This is a genomic window from Oligoflexia bacterium (genome assembly GCA_035326705.1).
Classification (GTDB): Bacteria; Bdellovibrionota_G; JALEGL01; order JALEGL01; family JALEGL01; genus JALEGL01.
Window position 1 is genome coordinate 105,972 of record DAOLES010000001.1, and the last position, 25,154, is coordinate 131,125.

Annotated in this window: 25 protein-coding genes; 10 read left to right on the forward strand and 15 right to left on the reverse strand. The window is 33.3% G+C overall.

Annotated features, from left to right (window positions below; genetic code table 11):
- A complete protein-coding gene (locus tag PKC21_00530) occupies positions 1-990 on the reverse strand; it encodes a Gfo/Idh/MocA family oxidoreductase (GenBank protein ID HMR23813.1) in 990 nt (329 codons plus the stop codon).
- An 82-nt stretch (positions 991-1,072) separates the two neighbouring features.
- Here PKC21_00530 and PKC21_00535 point away from each other — a divergent pair, with 82 nt between their 5' ends.
- From PKC21_00535 to galE, 4 genes are all read left to right on the forward strand, one after another.
- The gene (locus tag PKC21_00535) at positions 1,073-2,374 is read left to right on the forward strand and encodes a TolC family protein (protein ID HMR23814.1); all 1,302 of its coding nucleotides are present in this window, start codon (positions 1,073-1,075) and stop codon (positions 2,372-2,374) included.
- Positions 2,355-3,281 (forward strand): HlyD family efflux transporter periplasmic adaptor subunit, encoded by a 927-nt coding sequence (locus PKC21_00540; protein HMR23815.1) that lies wholly within the window; start codon positions 2,355-2,357, stop codon positions 3,279-3,281. Before PKC21_00535 ends, PKC21_00540 begins: the two co-directional genes overlap by 20 nt.
- A 7-nt stretch (positions 3,282-3,288) precedes the next feature.
- A complete protein-coding gene (locus tag PKC21_00545) occupies positions 3,289-5,265 on the forward strand; it encodes an ABC transporter permease (protein ID HMR23816.1) in 1,977 nt (658 codons plus the stop codon).
- A 90-nt stretch (positions 5,266-5,355) separates the two neighbouring features.
- Positions 5,356-6,324: a UDP-glucose 4-epimerase GalE gene (galE, locus tag PKC21_00550; GenBank protein HMR23817.1), complete on the forward strand. Its 969-nt coding sequence runs from the start codon at positions 5,356-5,358 to the stop codon at positions 6,322-6,324.
- Here the strand turns inward: galE and PKC21_00555 are convergent.
- Both PKC21_00555 and PKC21_00560 read right to left on the reverse strand, forming a co-directional pair.
- Complete coding sequence (locus PKC21_00555) at positions 6,310-7,542, reverse strand: MraY family glycosyltransferase (GenBank protein HMR23818.1); 1,233 nt, start codon at positions 7,540-7,542, stop codon at positions 6,310-6,312. The genes galE and PKC21_00555 overlap by 15 nt on opposite strands.
- Positions 7,543-7,551: 9 nt before the next feature.
- Positions 7,552-8,565, reverse strand: coding sequence for an AI-2E family transporter (locus PKC21_00560; protein HMR23819.1), 1,014 nt, complete (start codon positions 8,563-8,565; stop codon positions 7,552-7,554).
- Between the two features lie 109 nt (positions 8,566-8,674).
- On the opposite strand from PKC21_00560, the gene PKC21_00565 reads away from it, so the two are divergent.
- Positions 8,675-9,640 carry a LysR family transcriptional regulator gene (locus tag PKC21_00565; GenBank protein HMR23820.1) on the forward strand — a complete coding sequence of 322 codons (966 nt, stop codon included), beginning with the start codon at positions 8,675-8,677 and terminating at the stop codon, positions 9,638-9,640.
- On the opposite strand, the gene PKC21_00570 is transcribed toward PKC21_00565, so the two are convergent.
- Complete coding sequence (locus PKC21_00570) at positions 9,637-10,509, reverse strand: DMT family transporter (protein HMR23821.1); 873 nt, start codon at positions 10,507-10,509, stop codon at positions 9,637-9,639. The genes PKC21_00565 and PKC21_00570 overlap by 4 nt on opposite strands.
- A 169-nt stretch (positions 10,510-10,678) precedes the next feature.
- Here PKC21_00570 and PKC21_00575 point away from each other — a divergent pair, with 169 nt between their 5' ends.
- Together PKC21_00575 and PKC21_00580 are read left to right on the forward strand one after the other, a co-directional pair.
- Positions 10,679-12,004, forward strand: coding sequence for an aminopeptidase P family protein (locus PKC21_00575; GenBank protein ID HMR23822.1), 1,326 nt, complete (start codon positions 10,679-10,681; stop codon positions 12,002-12,004).
- Between the two features lie 13 nt (positions 12,005-12,017).
- Positions 12,018-12,812 (forward strand): class I SAM-dependent methyltransferase, encoded by a 795-nt coding sequence (locus tag PKC21_00580; GenBank protein HMR23823.1) that lies wholly within the window; start codon positions 12,018-12,020, stop codon positions 12,810-12,812.
- A 74-nt stretch (positions 12,813-12,886) separates the two neighbouring features.
- On the opposite strand, the gene PKC21_00585 is transcribed toward PKC21_00580, so the two are convergent.
- From PKC21_00585 to PKC21_00625, 9 genes are all read right to left on the reverse strand, one after another.
- Complete coding sequence (locus PKC21_00585; protein ID HMR23824.1) at positions 12,887-13,312, reverse strand: hypothetical protein; 426 nt, start codon at positions 13,310-13,312, stop codon at positions 12,887-12,889.
- Positions 13,313-13,406: 94 nt separating this feature from the next.
- On the reverse strand, positions 13,407-14,036 hold the full coding sequence (locus PKC21_00590) for an iron-sulfur cluster assembly protein (protein HMR23825.1): 630 nt from the start codon (positions 14,034-14,036) through the stop codon (positions 13,407-13,409).
- Positions 14,036-15,283 carry a SufS family cysteine desulfurase gene (locus tag PKC21_00595; GenBank protein HMR23826.1) on the reverse strand — a complete coding sequence of 416 codons (1,248 nt, stop codon included), beginning with the start codon at positions 15,281-15,283 and terminating at the stop codon, positions 14,036-14,038. The genes PKC21_00590 and PKC21_00595 overlap by 1 nt, the downstream gene beginning before the upstream one ends.
- 15 nt (positions 15,284-15,298) lie before the next feature.
- Entirely contained in the window at positions 15,299-16,528 is a 1,230-nt protein-coding gene (sufD, locus tag PKC21_00600) for a Fe-S cluster assembly protein SufD (protein ID HMR23827.1), read from the reverse strand.
- 1 nt (position 16,529) lies between these two features.
- Positions 16,530-17,300, reverse strand: coding sequence for a Fe-S cluster assembly ATPase SufC (gene sufC / locus PKC21_00605; GenBank protein ID HMR23828.1), 771 nt, complete (start codon positions 17,298-17,300; stop codon positions 16,530-16,532).
- A gap of 27 nt (positions 17,301-17,327) precedes the next feature.
- Entirely contained in the window at positions 17,328-18,791 is a 1,464-nt protein-coding gene (gene sufB / locus PKC21_00610) for a Fe-S cluster assembly protein SufB (GenBank protein ID HMR23829.1), read from the reverse strand.
- Positions 18,792-18,809: 18 nt separating this feature from the next.
- Positions 18,810-19,289 (reverse strand): SUF system Fe-S cluster assembly regulator, encoded by a 480-nt coding sequence (locus tag PKC21_00615; GenBank protein ID HMR23830.1) that lies wholly within the window; start codon positions 19,287-19,289, stop codon positions 18,810-18,812.
- 104 nt (positions 19,290-19,393) lie between these two features.
- On the reverse strand, positions 19,394-20,572 hold the full coding sequence (locus PKC21_00620; protein ID HMR23831.1) for a serine/threonine-protein kinase: 1,179 nt from the start codon (positions 20,570-20,572) through the stop codon (positions 19,394-19,396).
- A 71-nt stretch (positions 20,573-20,643) separates the two neighbouring features.
- Positions 20,644-20,964, reverse strand: coding sequence for a J domain-containing protein (locus PKC21_00625; protein ID HMR23832.1), 321 nt, complete (start codon positions 20,962-20,964; stop codon positions 20,644-20,646).
- A 119-nt stretch (positions 20,965-21,083) separates the two neighbouring features.
- On the opposite strand from PKC21_00625, the gene PKC21_00630 reads away from it, so the two are divergent.
- Positions 21,084-21,461: a DUF423 domain-containing protein gene (locus PKC21_00630; GenBank protein HMR23833.1), complete on the forward strand. Its 378-nt coding sequence runs from the start codon at positions 21,084-21,086 to the stop codon at positions 21,459-21,461.
- Positions 21,462-21,519: 58 nt separating this feature from the next.
- Entirely contained in the window at positions 21,520-22,413 is an 894-nt protein-coding gene (locus PKC21_00635) for an NAD-dependent epimerase/dehydratase family protein (GenBank protein ID HMR23834.1), read from the forward strand.
- Positions 22,414-22,435: 22 nt separating this feature from the next.
- Here the strand turns inward: PKC21_00635 and PKC21_00640 are convergent, their stop codons facing one another.
- Both PKC21_00640 and PKC21_00645 read right to left on the reverse strand, forming a co-directional pair.
- The gene (locus PKC21_00640) at positions 22,436-23,491 is read right to left on the reverse strand and encodes an ATP-grasp domain-containing protein (GenBank protein HMR23835.1); all 1,056 of its coding nucleotides are present in this window, start codon (positions 23,489-23,491) and stop codon (positions 22,436-22,438) included.
- Complete coding sequence (locus PKC21_00645; protein ID HMR23836.1) at positions 23,473-24,129, reverse strand: YfcE family phosphodiesterase; 657 nt, start codon at positions 24,127-24,129, stop codon at positions 23,473-23,475. The genes PKC21_00640 and PKC21_00645 overlap by 19 nt, the downstream gene beginning before the upstream one ends.
- 173 nt (positions 24,130-24,302) lie before the next feature.
- On the opposite strand from PKC21_00645, the gene PKC21_00650 reads away from it, so the two are divergent.
- Positions 24,303-25,010 (forward strand): glycosyltransferase family 2 protein, encoded by a 708-nt coding sequence (locus tag PKC21_00650; protein HMR23837.1) that lies wholly within the window; start codon positions 24,303-24,305, stop codon positions 25,008-25,010.
- Positions 25,011-25,154: the final 144 nt, after the last annotated feature.

Below are 25,154 nucleotides of genomic sequence, written 5' to 3' on the forward strand. Positions count from 1 at the left end.
TTAAACCTTAACTTGAACAGCTTGTCCATTCATCTCTAAAGAGTTTTGACAACTGTGCAATACTTTTAAAACATTAAGACCTTCTTGGCCATCTGTTAGTGGGGTGCTTTTTGTATTGATACTTTCAAGAAAGTGTAGGCATTCTTCTTTTAAAGGTTCCAAATTATGATTGTAAGCGATAGCTTCTCCTTTTGGTTTTTGAGCAACATATTCCCCTTGAATAAAATCAACATTTTTATCGTATAGCACCAGCTTTTGCGTTGTTTCAGCTGTATCATCAAAAACCACCATTTTTTTCTGCCCAACCAAAACCAAACGTTGTTCTTTAAACGGGTGTAGCCAACTCACATAAATATGGCCACGGACACCATTTGGAAAAACAAATGAGGATATTGTTGTGTCTGCAATATTGGGTTGCAGATAGCTGCCACCCATAACATTCACTTGTAAAGGCATGCTATCAGTAAACCAAAGCATAAGGGAGATGTCATGCGGAGCAAAAGACCAAAGTATATTTTCTTTGGTTCTGATTTTTCCTAAATTGAGGCGATTAGAGTAGATGTACTCTAGCTTACCAAGGGTACCATCATCTAGCAGGTTTTTAAGAGATTGAATGCAGGGGTGATACTTGAGCAGGTGCCCTACCATCAAAGTGACTTGATAAGACTGGGCTAATTCAATCAATTCTTGCGCATGTTCTGTTTTTAAGGCCAATGGCTTTTCAACCAGGACATGCTTTTTTGCTAAAATAGCCTGTTTTGCCAGCTCATAGTGACTCTCAGCAGGAGATGCAATGACTACATTATCAATTTCAGGATGGTTGAGTGCATCCTCATAACTCTTGAAAACATGACATGGATAGGTTTTTGCGAGGTGTAAAGCTCTGCTTTCATCATGATCGTATATCCCAAATAAGGCTTTAAGCTCAAAAAAGTTTCTAACGTGGTTTTTGCCCCAATAACCAGTTCCGCAGACCAACGTGCTTGCCAAATGCTTCTCCATACAAATACTATAGCTTAACTGCCCAAGTTATTTAAGTTTTCTATAGCTTTCTGGTATAAATAGCTCGCACATGATTCAGGTAAAAAACAACGCATATGTTATATCCAAATTAAGAGCATGCAAGCTGTTATTATTGATTGTTTTGATTTACAGATGCGAATATTCAAATGCTTTAACTTGGGAAGAAGCTAAAGCCAGTTTAGCAAAAAACAATTATAACCTTAATGTTAATTATGAAAACATTCATGTTGCTAAAAATGATATGATTCAAACTAGGTCAAGACTTTATCCAGAAATTTCATTGCGAGGTGGAGCTGAACGTTTTTTACAAGAAGATGCTTCCTTAGGGTTTAGGTCGTTCTTAGGGCCAAGGTTAACATGGTCGTTGTACCAAGGAGGAAGAGTAAAACATTCAGTTAGACAAGCCAGAATTAATATTAAAAAACAAATCAATACGTATTCTTTGAGTGAAGTTGAACAGCAGGCCCAGTTGCGTCAAATTTTTGCTAGTGCAGTTTATGCCAAGAAAAATATTGCTTTGGCGGAAACATCTTTAGAAAGAGCAAAAAATAACAACCGATATGTTCGGTTAAATTATAAAGGTGGTCAAGAGTATGTTTGGGTTTTTCAAAGCTCACAAAAAACAGTTCTTGAGAGTGAAGCAAATTTATTAAAGGCAGAACAAGAAGCAAAAAAAGCCTTATTTACATTACAACAAATGATAGGCGAAGATATAGTGACTAGTCTTGATGAAATACAAGAAGCGCAGTTTAATGTTCCAGAGAATATTGATGAAGAGATTAATGTAAACAGTTATATCGAAAAGCATCCAGAGCTTGAAATTGCTAAACAAAATGAAACAATTGCAAACTTAAACCATAAAGTAGCAAAAGCGAATATGCTACCTTCATTAATATTTAGAACAGACTTTATTGTGGCAGATACGGATGAATCACAAGTTTTTCCCTTTTGGTATGCAGGGGTTAATCTTACTGTTCCACTGTTTGAATCTGGTCGTAATAAGAAAGCTTCAGAAAATGCTAGGATAAAGTTTAAGCAATCTCAGCAGCTTTATCAACAAGTAAAGCTAAAACAAAAACAAGATATAGAACAACAAGTTTTGAACTATAAATGGGCCTTAAAAAATAGGAGTGTTTCAATACTTAACTTAGAGTCACTACAAAATAAATACAAGCTTTTTGAAAAACAATATAGGGAAGGGCTTATTCCTTATACCCTTTGGGATAGTACACAGATTGAACTGCGTACAGCAGAAAACAAATGGCTTCAAAGTTTGCAACTATTACAAGTTGAATATGCAAAGCTATTATTAGTATTAGGAGTAACAGAAGATGAATTTAAATCCAATTAAAGGCTTAACGGTGGTATTCGTTTTTTTATTTGGTTCATGTCAGTTGAATTCAGATAAAACAGAAGAGCAGAAATATCTTTTTTACAGTGCCACCCAAGAAGATTTGGTTAATTATATTGAAACAAGTGGTACTGTAGAACCAAAGAATAATGTTGGTGTTGTTGCACCTTCTAAAGGTAGAATAGATAAACTTTTAATAGAAGAAGGTGATCAAGTTAAAAAAGGACAAGTTATTGCTATCATGAGTTCTGATAAAAGAGTTCAGATTTTAGACATGGCAGCAAATGAAAGTTTAGAAGAAAGGCAATATTGGAAAAAGCAGATATTACCTACAAAAATATTTTCGCCGATATCGGGTACTGTTTTAGAAATAGTTAATAGAGAAGGGGATACTGTCAGCGGAGAGATTGCAAAAATGTCAGATGGACAAATAGTAAGGGCTAGTATTGATGAAATTGATATCACAAAAATAAAACTCAACAGTGAAGTTATCATTAATTTTGATGCAGATGAAAGTAAAACGTTTTCAGGTAAACTTGAAAAAATAGCTCAAACTGCACAGAAAATAAGAAATGTTAATGTTTATCCTATTGAAGTCAGCTTTGATGAGGAAGATTTAAAAAACCAGGGATTTACTATTCGATCAGGAATGTCGGTAACAATAAGAGTTCCAGTAGACAAAGTAGAGAATGCAATTGCAATCCCATCTTTTGCTGCAAATAACCAGTCTAACAAAGAGATATCAGTAGTTATGAAAAATGGTGTTACAAAAAAGATTAAACTGGGTGATACGTTTGGCGATAAAGTGCATGTTATTAATGGTTTGAATGCTGGGGATGAAATTAGAGTTAAAGCTTTTAAAGCAGAAACATTAAAGAAAAAGAGTATTCTCAATTTTTTTAAGTAAGTAAATTATGGCATTGATACGACTTAAAAAGATATCAAAAATTTATCAACAAAATAAAGAAGTTGAACCATTTAAGGCTTTAGATGAGATAGATTTAGAAATAGAAAAAGGTGAATATGTTGCTATTGTTGGGCCATCTGGTTCGGGCAAGTCTACATTATTACAAATCTTAGGATTATTAGATATTTCAAGTTCGGGACAGTACTTTTTTGATGAACAAGATGTATCTATTTTAAGTGATGATGAATTAACTGCTTTAAGATCAAAAACTATTGGCTTTATTTTTCAAATGTTTAACTTGCTACCAAGAATATCTTCAGTTGAAAATGCAGCTTTACCTATGATCTATAGTGGTCAAAAAGATATAGAAAAAGTAAAAAAAATATTAACCCAGTTGGGCTTAGAAAATCATTTTATTAATACGCCAGCACAATTATCAGGAGGGCAACAACAACGTGTTGCCATTGCACGATCATTGGTTAACAGTCCACAAGTTGTTTTTGCAGATGAACCAACAGGTAATTTGCCGCAAAAACAAGCTGTAGAGATTATTGCAGAACTAGAAAGAATGCATCAAACGGGTATCACTTTGGTAATCATAACACACTCAAATGAACTCGCTAAACGTGCAGATAGAATTATTAAAATTGTTGATGGAAAAATTGTAGAAGATTCAAAAGGTTATAAAAAACAAGATATAAAAACTCAAAATATTGAAAATAAAAATAGCGTAAGGACTTCAAAGAAAATTAATCCAAATTTATGGCTTCAAGTTACAAAAATGTCGCTGCAATCATTGTTAAGAAATAAAGTAAGAACATTTTTAACAATGTTAGGAATAATCATTGGAGTTTTTTCTGTAACATCTATGTTAGCAATAGGTGATGGAGCAAAAAAATCAGTTGAAGAAGAACTGAAACAAATGGGTTCTAATATGTTTAGAGTTTCTACAGAATGGCCAAAGGTTAAGGGGAGCCAATCTCATAAAAGAACCATAACAAAATTAAATCCTAGTGATCTTAAAAGTATAGAGAATGCAGCTAAAAAATCAATTAATATTAAGTATGCAGCAGGGACTAGAGATGTTGAAGGAGTAATATCGTATAATGGTTATAGTTATACCAGCAAATTAATGGGAGTGAGTGCATCTTTTCAAAAAATGAGAAATTTAAAAGTTAGATATGGAAGATTTTTTACAGATAGCGAAAATAGTAAACAAGCAAAAGTCTGTGTTTTAGGTGATACAGTTTATAGCAGTATTTTCAAAAAAGGTGTTAACCCAATAGGAAAATCAATTGATATTAATGGAAGTAAATATAGAGTAATTGGTTTATTACCAAAAAAAGGAAGTAGTTTTACCGGTGATATAGATGATGTGGTTTATTTGCCTGAACAAACAGTTATAAATAGAATTTATGGAAGAAAACAGTATAGACATTTATTTGTGGAGGCAACAAGTACAGAAAATATTGAAGCCGCTATGTTTGAAGTGACAAAAATTTTAAGACAAAATCACCGGTTACCTGATGAAGTGGAAAACGATTTTGAAATTAAAAATTTTGGTGAAATAAGAAGTACGATTGATAGTATATCAAAAAACTTTTTAATTCTTATTATTGTTATAGCGTTAATATCACTTATTGTAGGTGGTATAGGTATTATGAATATTATGTTGGTGTCTGTTACTGAAAGAACAAGAGAAATTGGACTAAGAAAAGCTGTTGGCGCCAGAAAAAGTGATATATTGAACCAATTTTTAATTGAATCAATATTAATTAGTATGTTGGGTGGTTTTATCGGTGTAACAGGTGCATTTTTTGTTGGGACAATAGTAGAGTATTTGTTTAGTTGGGAGATTGTTTTTAGAGCATATATGATTATTCTGGCTTTTGGTTTTTCAATGTGTGTGGGTGTATTTTTTGGTTGGTATCCTGCAAAAAAAGCTGCAAACTTGTCTCCTATACAAGCATTAAGGTATGAATAAGTATCAAGCTTTAATCGGATGATTTTATGTACACAATAAAAACAATGTTAGGTTTAAACATTGAGTATAATAAATGATGGGATAAAGGTCATGAAAAAAATATTAATTACAGGTGGAGCGGGTTATGTTGGTGCTTATGTTGCGCAGTATTTAAAAGAAAAAGGCTATGATATTATTATTTATGATAATTTATCTACAGGTCATAAAGAACATATAAATGATTATAAATTTTATCATGCTGATTTATCAGATGAAAAAAAACTAAATGAATGTTTTTTAAATGAAAAGCCTCATTTAGTTATACACTTGGCAGCCAGCGCTCTTGTTCATGAGAGCCAAACCAATCCAATTTTATATTATAAAAATAATGTTGAAAACAGTATTAAATTAACAAACGCTATGCTGAAACATGGTTGTAAAAACATGATTTTTAGTTCTAGTGGAGCAAGTTATGGTGAGTCAAAGAAAGTTCCAATGATAGAGGATCATCCACAGCAACCAATTAATACCTATGGGTTAAGTAAATTAATGTTTGAGATGGTCTTAAAAGATATGTCAGAAAAAAAGATGCTGTCATATGTTGTGTTTAGGTTTTTTAATGCTGCTGGAGAAATTGAACGATTCAATGGTGGTGAAACCCATGACCCTGAAACTCACTTTATACCTAACTTATGTAAAATGGCATTAAGAGAGGATACATTATCCATTTTTGGTTCTAATTATAAAACAAAAGACGGAACCTGTGTTCGGGATTATGTGCATGTTGAAGATTTGTGCGAGGCTCATTTTTTAGCTATTGACTATTTAAAGAATAAAAATGAATCATTAATATGCAACTTAGGGTCAGGTAAAGGTTATTCTTTGTTAGAAATAATAAATAGTTTTGAAAAAATAATAGATAAAAAAATTAATACTAAACAAATGCCGCCTAGACTAGGAGATCCAGCAGAGTTGTATGCAGATATAACTCATGCAAAGACTAAACTGAATTGGCAACCTAAAAAAGACCTAGATGATATTTTAAACTCAGCTTGGAAGTATCACTCAAAAAAAGTCTGAAGAATCGGAAGAATCCGATGTGTCAAATGATTGTAAAGCTTTTTGCCACTCTGCTTCTTGTAAAGCGTGCCTATGCTTCCTAGATTGAAAGGCATCATATTCTAAAGAAATTAAAAATTGAAAAACAAAAAAGCAGTAAGATAAAGTTATAAGCCAAGCTATAAATGTTGGTGCTTGGGTGCATAAACAAGCACATAAGCTGCCAAAAAATGCTAATTTATAACAAGTTATAGCTACTTTTTTGTGAGATAAATAATGACGTAATAATCTATGATGGATGTGGTCACCGTCTGGTTTCATGATTTTTTTAAAAAGCTGCTTTATAAAGGACCATGACTGCTTTAATGTGTGTGGTTGAAAGTGAAAGCTATCAAGGTGTTTGATTGCGCGTCGAGATAAAGCAATACCAGTATCTAAAATTGGGAGACTTAAAAATAAAAATACAACATAAATTGGATAGGGTACATTTTGTTGGCTGCCTGGAAATTGAGAAAAACAAGCCAAAGTAAAACCCAAACTAAGGCTACCACTGTCACCCATAAAAATTTTTGCCGGTGACCAGTTGAAGACTAAAAATGCACTTAAGCTTGCGATTAAAATTAAACTCAACCAACCTAATATAGGTAGAGATATAAAAAAAGCTAAAATAGCAATTGAGGCCAGTGTAATCCAGGCAACACCTCCAGCTAATCCATCAATACCGTCAATGAAGTTAAAGGCATTTTGTAAACCCACTAAAAAAATAATTGTAATGGGTAAAGATAAATAACCAAGATCAATGGTGTAGCTTGCGCTTAAAGCAATAAACCTGACTTTAAAACCCAATATAAATACAACACAGGCAATAGCAATTTGAAAAAAAAGCTTATGTTTGGCTTTTAAATTATTTAGATCATCTACCATACCCAGCAAAAAAGTTAGAGTGAGACCAATAAAGATTGCCAAGAAAGACGGGGTATCTTTTACAACTTGATAGAAAGCGGGTTTGAAGTGAAATAGAAATGCGATATTTAAAAAAGAAGCCCCAATAAAAGCTATGCCACCCAACCTTGGGGTAGGTTGAGTGTGTACTCTTCTTTTTTCTGGAAGGTCAAGTACATTAAATTTATGGGATAAAAAAAGAATGACTTTTGTTAAAGCAAAACAAGTAAAAAAACTTATTAGTGCTAAAATAAAAGCAAAGATAAGTCGATCTTTTATAATAAAGGTTGGTAGCATTGGTTTCTATTAACTCAGATCATCTTGATAGTTGAGCTGGCCTTCAAGAAGTTTTGCAATACTTTTTGTAGCGTCAATTTGTTCTAGAATGATTTTTAATATGGATGTCATGGGGACTGCCAAGAACATTCCAGGAATTCCCCAGACTAAACCCCAAAAAAGCAAGCACAAAAGAATTGTTACAGGATGAAACCCTAACGTTTGACCTAAAAGTTTAGGTTCTAGGATATTTCCCCATATCATTTGGATGGCTATACTTAGAAATAGCAAAACATAAAAAGGAAAAGTAAAGCCAAATTGTAAAATGGCCAATGGTAAAGGAAGTAATACCGCAATAATAGAACCTATATTGGGAATAAAATTTAGTAAAAATGTTAAGACAGAAAACATTAAAACCATTTCAACATTTAAAACACTCAGCAAAATTCCTTGCGACACTGCGGTTCCAAGAGAAATAAAAAATTTAGCAATACTGTATTGAGAGACTTGCTCTTGCATTAAATCTATTGTTTTTGAACGAACAGTATTTTTTTGTGTGCCAAAAAATAAAAATAATACAAAAATAATAATAAGACCCGCATTGCCCAAGATATTTAATAATTCACCACTAACATTGGTAATAAGGTCAAAGACAGGAATGTTTTGTAACATTGATTCTAAAGAATCAATGTTAAGTCGAATATTCCATTTTTTTGCAATACTTTGTAAAAAGTTAAGTGATTCAATAACTTTATTTTGGTATTGGCCTGCATTTTGAGCAAAAGCTTGTAAGGACTGAACAATAAATACCACCAACATGCTTGCAAAAATTAAAAATCCCAACATTGTTACTAAAATGGAAAGATCACGCGATAGTTTGGCTTTTCTTTGTAAAAAAGAAGTTATTGGCAGAAATACGGCGTACATAAATACAGAAATAACAAAAGGAACAGCAATATTTTTCACGTAGGCAAGGGAAAAGGCTAAGGCTATCGCGGTTAAAATCAATAGACAAGACTGCGAAAGCTTATCTGTTTTAGTCATGGTTTTTAACTATCGTTAAACATTGCAAGATGCAAATATTGCATATTTTTTTAAAACATAGATTTTGCCATCAAACCCCTACAAATGGACCTAGAATCTAAAATGTTATATGAAAATAAATATAACAAATCAAATTAATATTCTTGAATTTTGGATAAATTTTATTTATATTAAAGAAATGGAATTTCATGATCTTGAAGTATTTGTTGTTGTTACGCAAGAAAAAAGTTTTTCTAGAGCAGCAAAAAAAATATTTAGAACTCAGCCAGCTGTCAGTTTAGCTATCAGAAGATTAGAAGAAGAAATGGGAGGACCGGTTTTTGATAGAGCCAGTAAAGAACCTATCTTAACGGATATAGGTAGAATTTTATATGAGTATGCTAGAGAGCTCCTTAATTTGAGAAATCAAGTTATACCAGCAGTAGAAGAATTAAAAAGCCTAAAACGAGGAATCATACGCATTGGGGCAAATGAAACAGGAGCAGTGTTTTTATTGCCACATATTGTTGAGTACAGAAAGCAATTTCCGGATATCAAAGTTGAAGTTCTTCGATTTAAATCCAATATGATTCCTGATGAAATCATGAAAAGAAATATTGATTTAGGAATTATAGGCTATGATCCAAAAGACCCCCATTTGGCTGCCCCTATCGTTTATGAAGATCACTTGTCCCTGGTTGTTTATCCATCGCACAGATTTGCTAAACAAAAAAAAGTTAATATCAAAGATTTATCAGGTGAAACTTTTGCAGCTCATTTTGTTAGAGCTAGCTTTAGAGATCAAATCATAAGTTTATTTGAAAAAAAAGGTGTGCCACTTAATATTGACGTAGAACTGCCTACAGTTGAGGCTATAAAACAATTTGTTGAAATGAAGCAAGCTGTAGCCATGATTCCAAGTATGTGCATAGAAAATGAAGTTCGTTCTAAACGTTTGGTAGATATAGAGGTGCCAGAAATTAAGGTGATACAAAAAAAATTAAGGGCAGTTCATATTAAAGGGAAAACCCATACTTCGTTTGCAGCCAGAGCGTTTATTTCTATTTTGCAAAAAAATAAAGATATAAAGCTTTAAGCCTTTTGTTCAAGATCAAATTTAGATTTCTTAGCATTCATTTTTGCAGTAAATATACCACAGGCAATAATGATTGAGGCACCGAGCAATGCCCATATATCTGGGCGATCATTAAAGATAGTTATCCCAAAGATATAGCCAAACACTGGGCCAATATAGCTAAATAAAGCAAGAGTACTGGCTCTTTCTAGACGTAAAGCATACGTCATACATATTTGCGCTACCATGGCAGAAATGCCAGATAGGCATAAGTAAATCCAGTTTTTAAATGATAAAGGTGTCCAATAGTAAATTGCTGTTGGTAGAGAAAGTATGCTTGAAAAAAAAACAAAATAAAAAACAATGGTGACTGGAGTGTCTGTCTTTCTTAGTTTTCTGATGACTAATGATATAATTGCAACACCAATGGCAGTACTTATTGCAGATGCTGTGGGAACCAGCGCAACACTTAAGTTAGGTTTTATAATCAAACTTAAACCCAATAAAAATAAAGGAATCATCCAAAAAACAAAGCTATGTGATTTTTCTTGAGCAATCCATGGGGATAAGAAAGCAACAAACAATGGTGACGTAGAAACAAGGACCATAACGTCACCAAGGGGTAAATTCATAACTGCAAAAATAAAAAACTGCAGTTGAATGGCACCATAAAGACCTCTTAAAAATAATAGTTTTCTTTTTGTTCCCCATAAAGATAGACCTTGATGCTTGGCTATTGCAAAAAGAATTGGAATAGGAATAATAGATCTAAAAAATACTGCTTGAAAATGATTGGCTTCATCGCTGGCAAGTTTAATGTAAGTAGAAGTCACTACAAAGAGTAGTGAAGATAAAATATTCCAAAATATGCCAGATTTAAAAAAATGCACGACTTCTTGTACGCGTATTTACTCTATTGGGCAATAACTAAAACCCCCTATTGATGATATTAGATAAGACTTAGACAGGCATAAATAAAGATAAGCGATACTCTAAAGTAATGATGAAAAATGATGAGATAAGTTTGTTGTTTTTTAGTTTATAAAGTATGAAAAACACATGTTAAATATGAGTATACCTAACTACTTTAAACAACGCCGTCAACAGCTGGTTGATTCAATTGATGAAGGGGTTTTTATTTTCCCGTCTATTCAAGAAGGCAGAGGGGCAGTCATTAATTATCTTTATCGTCAAGATAGCAGTTTTTACTATTTGTCCGGTTTTGACGAGGCAGATGCTTGTATGGCCATTGTAAAAACCAACAATCAACACAAATTTATTCTTTTTGCTCAAGATAGAGAGCCTAGCAAAGAGTTATGGGATGGTGAACGTTATGGTTTAAAAAGAATTAAGGAAGTTTTTTCAGCTGATGAAGTTTATCATTTAACCGACTTAGAAAAAGAGTTAGCAAAGGTTTTATCAGAGCATAAAAACGTTTATTACAGCTATGGGCATAATGAAGTATTTGATAAAAAAGTATTTTCCACACTGGATATTGTTCGCAAAATGCGGGGTAGAAGTGGCAAAGGTCTGTTAACATTAAAAGATCCCGTTGAAATATTAGGTGAGTTGAGAATTATTAAAAAAACAGAAGAAATAGAGAAAATCAGACGTGCATGTGATGCTTCTGTCATTGGGCATAACGCTATTTTAAGCCAAGCAAAAGCGGGTATGACAGAAAGACAAGTGGAAGCAATTTTTGAATACAATGCAAAAATGAATGGCTGTAGTAAAACTGGTTACTCCAGTATTGTTGCAGCAGGTGCAAATGCAACTTGTCTTCACTATGTTAGAAACAGTGATGAATTAAAAGAAGGTGATTTATGTTTGGTTGATGCAGGAGGAGAATATGATTATTATTCTGCTGATATTACCAGAACTTTTCCTGTCTCTGGTAAGTTTAGCCAAGAGCAAAAAGAAATTTATGAATTGGTTTTAAAGGCACAAAAGGCCACAATTGCAGCACTAAAGCCTGGAGTACTTTATGAAAATAATTATAAGGTTTCTTGTGAGGTTATGACCCAAGGTTTGATAGATCTGGGTATTTTACATGGAAGCTTAGAAGAAAACCTTGAAAAAATGACTGTAAAAAAGTTTTTTCCTCATAATATTGGCCACTGGTTAGGGCTTGATATCCATGATGTGGGCTTGTATTTAGATGAGGATGGTCGTTCTAGAACTTTACAAGAAGGTATGTTTTTGACGGTAGAGCCAGGTTTGTATTTTAATCCCGAAGACGATTCGTATCCTGAAAAATATAAAGGTATTGGGGTAAGAATAGAGGATGATATTTTGATTACAGCAGATGGCCATGAAAACTTAACAAGAGGTGTGCCTAAAGAAGTTGAAGAGATTGAAGCTGTTCGACAACATGCATTTAAATAATGTTTGGTAAATAATGTATAGTAAATATGAATTGTATGAGGCTTCTGTTCAAGATCCTCAAGCGGAAGTCGAGTTTTGGCAGCAGGCAAGTCAGGAGTTAAGAGGGAAACCTGTGCGTAGTATGCGTGAAGACTTCTGTGCCACTTTTTGGAACGCGGCAACATGGGTCAAACAACATCATGATAATACAGCAGTAGCCGTTGATATATCTGAAGATGTACTAGACTACGGTAAAAAAAAACATTTTAATCAACTGTCTTCTTCAGAGCAAAGTCGATTACATGTCATTCAAGGTGATGTGATGAAAGTCAATGATCCAAAAGTTGATATGGTAACAGTATCTAACTTTTCTATTTTCTTTTTCAAAGAGCGTCAGAAACTATTGGCCTATTTAAAAAAAACACTAAGTGTAATCAATGACAATGGCTTTATTTGTGTTGATGTATTAGGTGGAACACAATCTGAAGATGATGACTATGAAGAGCGAGAGTTTAACATCCCTGGACATAAGGAAGATATAACCTATGTCTGGGAACAAGAAGCTTATAATCCAATTACACGCGAAACCAAGTATTCAATTCATTACAAATTTAAAAATAAGAAAAAAATGAAGCGGGCATTTACATATGATTGGCGGATGTGGAGTATTCCTGAGTTAAAAGACTTAATGCTAGAAGCCGGCTTTAAAGATGTTGTGATTTATTGGGAAGAAGATGATGAAGATGGTGAAGGTAGTGGTGTTTACTCAAGACATGATGACGCAGAAAACTGTGCTTCATGGATTGCTTATGTGATTGGGTTAAAATAAAATGCTTACACTGAGGACTAACAGTAGAATACAATAGCTTCTTTGTTATTTTGGCGCTGTTATAATAGCTTAGGTTACTGGCATTTAAATTCCATTGTGACCTGGTAGTTTTCACCTAAAATTGTGTCTGTAGCAATACCACTCATCCCAACAATTTCTCCAGCATTCTGACCTGATGAATTGTCACTTGTTGTAAAAATACCCGCGCCAACAATTTCTGCAGCTTTACTAACTTTTTTTGCTGCCTTATAAGTACTTTCATCCATTTCACCAACATACTTTTGTTCTTCAGAAACAATAGCATAACCCTTTCTTTCATTTTTTTTACAAAAGCGCTTTGCTTGTTTTAAAGCATTTTGGGCACCTTGTTGCTTTGTTTCAGCTTTAACCGAGACTTTATGCAAATTGTTTAAGCCAGGTCTAACATCCTTATAACCTCCACAAGACATAATCATTACTGTTAATAATGTGCAAAAAATAGTATGGGTTTGTTTTTTCATTTTCATATTCCTTATCAATCTATTTTATACGGTAAATATAATCAATTAAAATGAACTGAAAATGAACAGAAGCAATTATAGTTTAAAATATACTTTACATTAAGCCCAACTCTAAACGTGCGGCTTCACTGATCATATCTTTATGCCATGGGGGTTCCCAAGTAAGATCTATCTTTACATCTTTTACTGTTGGAACAGACTTGGCTTTTTGTTCAATTTCTGCGGGTAGAGTTTCAGCAGCAGGACAGTTGGGGGTGGTCAGGGTCATTGTTATGGTTGCAACATTGTCTTTATCAAGAGTGATATTATAAATTAAACCTAAATCATAAACATTTACTGGAATTTCAGGGTCATAAACAGTTTTTAATTCTTCAATAATCATTTGTTCTAGCTCTGTATTATTAGAAGGTAATTTAGGTTTATTAGGGTTTTCTATAGCAAAACCTTCCATGTTATCTTGACGTTTCCAATCTACTTTTGCGCCATATAAGTTTTGGGCACTTTTTGCATCAATATGAGTAGTAAAATGTTCTAACTGAATCACAACATCATCAGGTTTTTTTTGATGTACTTCTTCTAAAGAAAAATAATATTTATATTTATCAATTAACGTTTCAGTAATTTGTATTCTAAGAACCATATGGTCTTTATTAGAAGCTTCAATAAAAGCTAAAACTTTTTCTTTTGCAAGATCGCTAAATTTTATATTAAGTGAGTTATTCATTATTTTCCTAACATTTTAATAGCTTTTCTAAGCGCGGTTATAAAATAATCAACTTCATTAAGTGTGTTGTACATTGCAAAGGAAGCCCTACAAGACGAGTTGATTTTAAAATGATCCATAATAGGTTGAGCACAATGATGGCCTGAACGAACAGCTATACCCATTTGGTCTAGAATCATTGCAATATCGTTAGAATGAATATTTTCATGATAAAAAGAAAGTATGGCTGATTTATTTTGTGTATGACCTAATATTTTAATTCCAGGAATAGTTTTTATTAACTCTTGAGCTGATTCTAGTAAACGATGTTCGTGAAGTTCAAGTTCATCAATATTGAATTGATTAAAGTAGTCAAGACTTGCTCCAAATGCAACCGCACCCATAATATTTGGTGTCCCAGCTTCAAAACGTGCTGGAGCAAGCTTATAGGTAGATTTAAGTGTGGTAACTTGATCAATCATTTCACCTCCACCATGAAACGGAGGTAAAGAGTTAAGAAGGTTCTCTTTACCATAAAGGGCACCAAAACCTGTTGGGCCGTAAAGTTTATGAGCAGAAAACATCAAAAAATCACAGTTTATGTCTTGGACGTCTATTTTTTTATGAGCAACACTTTGAGCAGCATCAAGAATAGTTAAAGCATTATGTTCATGAGCTAGGTCAATAATGTTTTTTATTGGGTTAATTGTTCCTAAGGCATTTGATATATGTGAGAAAGCCACAAGTTTAGTTTTAGAATTAAGAAGAGATTTATAAGATTCTAAATTTAATTCTCCCATATCATTGATTGGGATTACTTTTATTTGAGCTCCAGTTGATTGAGCAAGCATTTGCCAGGGAACAATATTAGAATGGTGTTCCATTTCAGTGATGATAATTTCATCATTAGGATTTATTGTTGATTGCAAAACATGGGCAAGCAAATTACTGGCTTCAGTTACACCACGTAAAAAAATAATTTCATTTTCAGATTGAGCTCCCAGCAATGTTTGAATTTTTTTGCGAGTATCTTCTAATAATAATGTGGAACGTTGGCTTAAAGTATGAATGCCACGATGAACATTTGCATAGTCATGCTTTAAAAAGTTACACAATTGATCAATCATTTGGTTTGGTTTTTGTGTAGATGCTGCGTTATCAAAATATACCAAAGGTTTAGAGTTGATTGTTTGATTTAAGATTGGAAAATCTTTTCTAACGCTATCAATATCAAACTTTTTCTTATTAGTAATATCTTTTTGTTGCATATACATGGTATCTTATTAAAAAAGTTTTTTTAGAAATGAGTCATTAATATAATCTTTAACAAAATTGACTTCACACAGCTCTGTAATTTCATTAGCATAGGCTTTGACAAGTGCAAGCTTTGCTTCATGTTCAGAAAATCCTCTTGATCTTAAGTAAAACAGTTCATCAGGGTTTAATTCACCCACAGTCGATCCATGCGCACATTTAACATCATCAGCAAATATCTCAAGTTGTGGAACAGAGTATGCACTTGCATCATCAGAAAGCATTAAATTTCGGTTCATTTGTTTTGATTCAATTTTCTGAGCATTCTTTTCTACATATATTTTCCCAGCAAAAGCTGCTTCAGCATGGTCATTTAATATACCTTTAAATAGTTCTTGGCTAAAAGTATTAGCATGACCATGGTAAATGTTTGTGTAGTGGTCATGAAATTGTTTATCTTTGGCAATATAAAGACCTGACAAGTTACTCTGGGCATTATCTTGTAGCAGTTGAATGGAAGCATCAAGCCGTGAGCGGTAGGCACCAAGTGAGAAATGAATGATTTTAGTTGAACTATTTTTTTCTTGAAAAACATCAATGCTGCTTTGGTGTATGGCATTGTTGGCATCATCTTGTACACGAATTAATGTTAAGTGCGCATTTTCTTTACAATGAATGCTTAAGGTTTGGTTTTGAAAGTAACTCAAGGAATTTTGTTCGCTACTAAAAAACTCTACCAGAGTAATAGAGCTGCCTGCATTTAACGTGATTTGATTGTTATTGTTAATGGCATAGCCTTCAGCATTTTTATCAACCCTATGTTGAATGACTAAAGGAGAATCACTTGTTTTGTTTTGCGGAACATCAATGCTGTAACCGTGTTTTGAAAATGCGTGATTTAAATGATGCAATGAATTCCAATTATCAGTTGTTTGATTACTGTTTTTTAAAACAACAGTTTGTTCAGTTAATGAAGGTTGAACAGTATAGTTTTCATCGTTTATTATGGTTAAAGGCTTAAGGTAACCATTGTATAGCTGTACATGGATTGGGTGCATTTTGTTTTGTGATATTACAGTTTTAGCGTCACTTATTTTATCTAAATAATTAAACTGCTCATACTCATTTTGGGATAGTTTATTGTATTTAAATGCCTCAACTTTTTTATTAGGAAAACCGCTTGCAACAAACTTTGACCATGCTTTTTCTTGTACAAGATCTGAAGGAGTATTTTTTTTATATTGATCAACAATGTTCACTTTAAACTCCAGGAAGAGAAACAGTATTTGAATGGTTTGTTAACCAAGCATAGCCTTTTTCTTCTAATTCTAAAGCTAGAGACTTATCACCTGTTTTGATGATTTTACCATTGGCTAGAACATGAACAACGTCAGGAACAATATAATCCAATAAACGTTGGTAGTGGGTAATGATCAGCATGCTTCTATCTTTAGATTTTAAACTGTTAACTCCTTGAGCTACAACTTTTAAGGCATCAATATCAAGGCCTGAATCAGTTTCGTCTAAAACGGCAAAATCTGGTTCAAGCAGGGCCATCTGTAAAATCTCATTGCGTTTTTTTTCACCACCAGAAAAGCCATCATTAACAGAACGGTTTAGCAAGTCTTTAGGGAGGTCAAGTAGCTCTGTTTTGGTTTTTAAAACTTTTAAAAAATCAGCAGCATTAAGCTCTTCTTTTCCTTGCGCTTTAAGTTTTGCATTAAGACATGTTCTCAAAAAAACAGTGTTTTTAATACCGGCTATAGCAACAGGATATTGAAACGCTAAAAATATACCCATCCAAGCGCGTTCTTCAGGCGCAAGGTCATTGATGTTTTGGCCCTTGTACTCAATGCTACCTTGGCTTATTTCATAGCCTTCTTTTCCTGCTAAAACATAAGAGAGTGTACTTTTGCCAGAACCGTTTGGACCCATGATAGCATGAATTTCACCCGGTTTTATTTCAAGGTTAATTCCTTTTAAAATTTCTTTGCCATCAACATTAACGTGTAAGTTATTTATTTTAATCATTACTTAATTCCCTTTAAAAATAATTTTTTATCCAACGCTTCCTTCTAAACTAACCTCTAGAAGTTTTTTTGCTTCCACAGCAAACTCCATAGGAAGCTCTTTAAATACAGACTCACAAAAACCATGCACAATCATTTTTACAGCTTGCTCTGCGTCTAAACCTCTTTGCTGACAGTAAAACAGTTGATCCTCACCAATTTTAGCTGTTGTCGCTTCATGCTCTACTTGCGTGCTAGAATTTTTTATCTCTAAGTAAGGAAAAGTATGTGCACCGCATTGATCTCCCAATAATAAAGAATCACATTGTGAATAGTTTCTAGCATTTTTGGCATTTTTCATAACTTTTACTAAACCTCTGTAAGAGTTATGACTTTTACCAGCAGATATACCCTTAGAGATAATCGTACTTTTACTGTTTTCTCCAAGATGAATCATTTTTGTGCCAGTATCGGCTTGTTGGTAATTGTTGGTTACCGCTACGGAATAAAATTCACCCACGGAGTTTTTGCCTTTTAATATACAGCTAGGGTATTTCCAGGTTATAGCAGAGCCGGTTTCCACTTGAGTCCATGAAATCTTTGATGACTCGCCAGCACAAATCCCTCGTTTGGTCACAAAATTATAAATACCACCTTTACCGTGTTTATCTCCAGGATACCAATTTTGCACAGTAGAGTATTTTATTTCAGATCTTTCTTTAGCTACAAGTTCAACAACAGCGGCGTGCAATTGGTTTTCATCTCGCATTGGGGCAGTACAGCCTTCAAGATAGCTAACATAAGAGTCATCATCTGCAATAATTAAGGTTCTTTCAAACTGACCCGTATTCATAGCATTGATTCTAAAATAAGTAGAAAGTTCCATGGGGCAGCGGACACCTTTTGGGATGTAAACAAATGAACCATCAGAAAAAACAGCTGAGTTTAAAGCAGCATAAAAATTATCTGTGTATGGAACAACCGTACCTAAATATTGTTTTATGAGTTGTGGATGGTCTTGTGCGGCTTCGGAAAATGAACTGAAAATAATTCCTTTTTCCGCCAACTCTTTTTTGTATGTTGTAGCCACAGAGACACTGTCAAAAACTGCATCGATGGCAACATTGGCATTGGCTACGCCAGCTAAAGCTGCGCGTTCATGCAAAGGAATACCAAGCTTCTCATACATTTCTAAAAGTTCTGGATCAACTTCATCTAAACTTTGTGGTTTTTGATCATTGGATTTAGGAGCGGAGTAGTAGACAATATCTTGATAGTTGATTTTTGGAATTTTTAAATTTTGCCAGGACGGAACGGTTAAAGTTTTCCAATGTTCAAAGGCTTTAAGTCTCCAATCCAATAAAAATTGAGGTTCTTTTTTTATGGCTGAAAGTTTTACAATGGTCTCTTCATCCAACCCTGGAGCAAAAGAGTGAGCTGCGATATCGGATGAAAAACCGTACTTATACTGTGATTGTGTTAATGTTTCTATATGAGCATTGTCTTTAGACATTGATTTATTCCTTTTAATTTATTGACTCATAGGAAGCTTAGATAAGCTCATAGAGCTTTCTACATCATGAGAGTTTTGAGGGAGGATTAAAGATTTTTTTAATAAGTCGTATAACATTAGTTTTGCTAAAGTTTGTTTAACGCTTTGATTAATTACTTTCCAATGGGGTTTAATAAAACACTCAGTATGAATATTACAAGAAGATGCGTCGTCTGTAGAACACTCTGTTAAGGTAACAGGGTTATCCAAAGCTTCTAAAATTTCAATTAAAGAAATGTCTTTTGCGTTTTTTAACAAACAATAACCACCTTTATTGCCTTGAGTAGAGATTACTAGCTTGTGTTGACTTAAAATTTTTAATATTTTAGCAGTCATAGGGCTAGAAATATTGGTTGCAGATGCAATTTTACTTGCGGATAATGCACCATGCGTCTGGTTTTTTGCAAGATAGGCCATGATTACCATGCCATAGTCAGCTTGTTTACTTAGTTGAATCATAATCAGTACCAAACTGGTACTATTAATGTGCTTTTATGTCAAGGAGCAAGCCATAAAAACAGGTGTAAGTCCGTGTAAATATTAAATAATATTGATAATTAGAATCAATTACGCTTAAAATTTAATGACCGAAGCCACTCTTGAAATTTTAGAAGATTGGGGAGCAAATGGTTGTCTTTAAATGTAACTAGGGTTTCGTATTGAAAAAACCACATATAAGCTAAGGCAGAGCCTATACACAAGAAAGCTACAAACAGCAGGGTGAAAAATGATTTTTTTGGACTATCATAGTTGATGATTTTGGTTTTATAGAGATGCAGCGACTTTTCTGGTGATGAAAGCTCTTTAATAAGTTCATTGGGAAATAGTTTTTTAACTTCTTTGACATGACCTTCTTTGAGTAGATAGTTCTGTAAATGAATTTTTGCATTAGAGATGTTGTTTTTTTTAAAATATCGTTCGCACCAATTTCTGATTTTTTTAGCTGAATCAGGTCTTTGGTTAGGATCTTTTTTCATGCATTGATGAATAAGATTGCGTTGAGACCAGGAAAATCTTCGTGAAAGTTTTAAATGCTGGCCCTGAGCAACTTCTTTAAGAAGTTTCTCTAAAGTACCTGATTTAAAAGGTTTAAATCCTTCTAGAAGTTCAAACCAGACAACACCCAGTGAATAAATATCAACTCTTGCATCTATATTTTCTTTACCTAAAGCTTGTTCAGGAGACATGTAAGCAGGAGTACCCATTATACTTCCTGGTATGGTGAATGACTCTAGTTCAGCACAAAATGAAACACCAAAATCCATCAGCTTGATATTTCCATCACTGCGAACAAAAATATTGGCAGGTTTTATGTCTCTATGAATGATATTGTAGTTATGAAGATATTCCAAGGCACATGAAATTTGGTAAACTATACAAACACTAATATCTAAAGGGATACGGACTGATTTATCCATGAGTTCTCTTAAGTCTAGACCATGACAATATTCAAGCACAATGTATTGAGCTTTTTTTGTCTTTATATAATCATAAAGATGAACCAAATTTTCATGACTTAGGTGCGCCCAAATGGCGGCTTCACGATTGAAGCGAGCACTGAGGTCAACATTTTCACCATAGCTTTCTGGTGAAAAACGTTTAATAGCAACCTCTCTATTTAGAGAAATCTGATTGGCAAGGTAAACTGTTGCTGTAGATCCGCTGCCTAAAACTTTTTTTATTTGATAATCTGGAAGATCTTTTTGAAGGAGACTCTCAGGTTTTTGGTGCGTAGATGACATGAATTAATTTTCATTCTAACAGCACAACACAAAAATGAAAATAAATGAAAAGTTTTAACTGTCGATTTTTATTATTTGTTTTTAAGGTGTTTTTTAAGCGTGGCGTAGGCGGCGTTAATGCTTTGCATTTTAGGGTCATTTGCACTTGAATTAGCATTGGTATCAGGATGGTACTTTTTTGATAACGTTCTATACTGACTTTTAACTTCTTCTAAAGAAGCATTGGGTTGTAGATTTAAAACTTTGTATGCAGCTTGAATGCTGTTTTGAGAAAGATTGATATTAAGTTTATTGGTCTGAAAAAAGATTTTTTTCAAATAATAAAATAGAAAATAAATCGCTAAAATAAAAAGAATTTTCCTTAGTAACAACATAAAACTGTATACGATCATAGCTGTAAATAAAGCTCAATATAAAATTAAAAAATAATTCTTATCAAAGCCATTGCACGAAATTGGCTATTGTAGACTGAAAAGCTTGATTTTTTTTGCTGCTAGCATAGGTTGAATGCATGTTTTGGTTAAGGTGGTCTGTAGCTCAATGTGGTTTAGCAGTTGTTTTTGGCGCATTTGCGGCACATTGGCTTAAATCATCTTTATCTGCCTATGAATTACAAGTATTTGAAAAGGCAGTTCGCTATCAATTTTTCCATGGTTTGGCCATGATAGCGGTAGTTCTCATTATTAAGCAATATGCTTTGCAACTCAATAAAGTTCTTTCTTGTTTTGGACTAGGTAGCATAGCATTTTGTGGCTCATTGTATTGTTATACGTTATTTAAAATAAAGATCTTTGTGTTTATTACTCCCTTTGGTGGGGTTCTATGGACCATAGGCTGGTTGTTGTTATTTCTAAAATTAAAAAAGGTTAAAGGTAACACATATACATAGTGATAATTATGAATAACAGTAAGCAAGGTAAAGCTTAATGTTTTGAAAGTAGGTTGGTTTGTTTAAAAAACTCAACATTTTAATTATTGGTGGGAATCGTTTTTTTGGAAAAAAATTAGCCCAGATATTATCAAAGCAAGGGCATAGAGTAACATTGCTTAATCGTGGAAATATGCATGATAACTTGGGTGATGCAGTGAAAAGAATTGTTTGTGATCGATTGGATTTGCCAAAGATGAAACAACTGACTTCTGGTTTACAGTGGGATGTTGTATTTGATCAAGTTTGTTTTGATTATAAAACTGCAAAACAGAGCTGTGAGATTTTTAAACAAAAAGTTAAAAAATATATTTTTATTTCATCGCAGTCAGTATACGACCTTGCTTCAAACCTTATAGAAGAAGATTTTGTAGCCAAAAAGCATCAAATAAAATCTTATAAAAGTAAAGATCAAAATTATGCAGAAGCCAAAAGGCAAGCAGAATATGCTTTTGAAAAGTATGCTGAGTTTCAAACAGTTATGGTTCGTTTTCCAATAGTTTTAGGAAATGATGATTATACACAAAGATTTCAATGGCACATAAGAGCAGTGCAGACAAAAAAAACAATTTATTTTTTAAACTCACGAGCAAAAATGTCTATGATTAGTTCAGACTTGGCTGCTGAGGCATTAAATCAATTAATTTTTATAGACCATCAAGGACCTTTGAATATTGCAAGTTCAAAAGCTTTAGCTTTGTCTGATTTTATGCAGCTGCTTGCCAAAGAATTAAATGTTGAGCGACCAAAGCTTGAAAATACGGACAACATTGTGGATAAAGATGTATCTCCATATGCAATTGAAAAAGATTGGTATATGAACTGTGAAAAAATGCTTGGCTTGGGAATTAACCTGCCTGAAGTAAAACAGTGGTTGCCTCACATGCTTGAAAAATCGATTAAGCTTAGTTGAATTAAGTGTTGTGTATGTTTTTTTATTTAGAAATATGTTCAACAATGTAACGAGTACATTGAGACTCTTGTTTGAGTTGAAAAATATTGGAGTGATCAGTAGGATTTTGTTGATTGTTTATCCACATGTGCGCCTCATTCATGTTGTGTAAGGCTCTAAAGTATGAAGTTCCAGAAAAACGTGGATTGATTTCAAAAATATAAAACTTTCCATTGATCCAACGCCCTTGAAAGTTTAATGCACAGCTAGACTCTAGAGTTTGTGCAATTTTGATACATTGTTTTTGAATTTCTTGATGATCCATTAAAATCCCCTGACTAAAGCCTGAACTGATCTTTAATGCATTTCCTAATTCTTGTTTTGAACTCATATTATCAACAGATGTTTTAACACTCAAAGGGTTAGAGAGGTTTCTGTGTAAAGTAACTGCGCCCAGTAATTGTTTTTTTGCACTATGCAATACACCAACTGTAAACTCCTGCTCCCAAGAGCCAACATATTGTTGGATATAAAATAGAGAAGGATCAATTTTTGAGAGCGTTAGGGTAGCTTGGATATCGTCAAAATTTTGGACTATATACGTATGTTTTGATCCACCAGAACCTTGATAGGGTTTTAAAATAAGTGGAAAATCACTGTCATTAATAGAATCAAGATTTTTAAATGTTTTAGGTGTGTAGAAACCATTATTTAATAAAAATTCTGATAAAAGTAACTTATTGCTACACGTTTTAAGTACTTTTTCAGAGTTGCTAATCCATTGAATAGAGTTTTTAATTAATTTTTCTCTATTTGTATTTAGTTGCTGTTGCTCTGGTTCTGAGCCATCAATCAAATAGTCAATATTAAAGTTTTTATAGATTTCAATAATTGTGTTTATATAGTTAGGGTCAGAAGCCAAGGGAACTTGTTTAAATGCAGATAATTTAATTTTTGGATGCATAAAAATATTACTTGAAGCATCAACACCAAAAATATTATAGTATTTATTCATAAGCGATAGACTTTTAGCAACTTGAGCGCCATAACTATTGCCAGATATGGCGGTGATTAAAATATTTAATGGTTTCTTTTCCATACGGCAGTAATTTCCTGTTCAAGGTCTTGATGTGTTTGAGCAATATGCTGCAGTGATGCTCTGATGTCAAAACGTTCAATTGTAAATGAGTTACTGAGGGCATCATAAATACCAAATGAGCCTAAGTGACCTTGGTCTCTTGGAAATCCACAGCTTCCGACATTAACAACTAAAGTGTCATCTATTTGTTTTGTGAATGGTCTATGTGTTGCGCCAAATACCAAGAGGTCTATACCCTTAGGTGGGGTGATGTCAGAATCAGTATAAGTGTAACCATAGATTGGATCGTTTAAAGAGCCATGTTGTATTTGTATTTTTTTATTTATAAGTTGAAACTCTAATTGGGTGGGCCAAGTTTTTATAGTTGGAATAATTGAAGTGTTAAGGTGTTGTTTTAAACGGTAATACTTTTCTTTATTATCGGGTATCTGATTATCTATAAGCATTTGTTCATGATTGCCACGGACTGCAATGATTTTATGTTGGTGAATCATGTTAACAATGTCTGGGCTATCAAAATAACCTACGGCATCACCCAAAAAAAATATTTTTTCTACATGGTATTTTTTTAGAAGTTCAAGAGCTTGAGAAAAAGCATTTATGTTTCCATGAGCATCAGATAAAAAACCAACTAACATCTTAATATACTATTGTACGCATATAATCATAGTGCAACAATATTTTTTTAAGTTTGTTTTTTTGTTGTCAGATAAATTAAATAATTTTTTTAGCAGAAACAGTGCAGCTTTATAGAAGTAATGGTTTACATATCTATTGCCTATGCTTTTATTGTCAGGTAGTATATTTCGTCGTGTCATCGGATGTACAATCACCCATTAACTCTTTAAGTGTTGTTGTTACTGCTTATAATGAAGAAGAATGTTTGGAAATTTTTATTTCCGAGCTGCTAGAGTTTTTAAATACCCAATCACAACAATATGAAATCATCATTGTAGATGATGGATCAACAGATGATACGCCAAGTATCATTGACAAGTTGCAACATCAGTTTAAAACAATAAATGCATTGCGCTTGGAAAAAAATACTGGAATGGGAGCAGCATTAAAGGCAGGTTTTAAGTGTTCAAGATTGGATTGGATAACTTTTTTTCCTGCAGATGGACAAATAAAGCCTACAGAACTTATGACAATGGCCCAAGCTGTTTTAAATGAGGACTTAGATTGTGTTACTAGTATGTACTTTAAAAGAAACTATAATTTAAAACGCAAAATTATCAGTGCCGTTATTCATAATTTGACAAAGTTTATTCTAGGTAGGGACCCTCAAACTCAGGGTATTTATATGCTTAAAAAATCGGTGTATGACGCTCTTAATCTTTACTCAAACACATTTCTATTTAATCTTGAACTGCCTGTTAAAGTCCAAAATGCTGGTTATAAGTTTAGGTCAGTTAAAATTAGGTTGAGTCCAAGGATAGCAGGAGTGTCAAAAGCGATGCAAAAACCAAGAATCATGTCTACACTTTTGGAAATGCTATTGGTGCGTTTAAAAGGCTAAATTACCTGATATAGCATTAATATTTAAAACCACCTTTGAAGTACGCAGCGAGTCATTTGCCCTTTTAGAGACTATCTATCTGTTTTTTTTATATTTTTATATGTGTTTTTGTTTTTATAGTTGACAAATACAGTTGCCCTACAT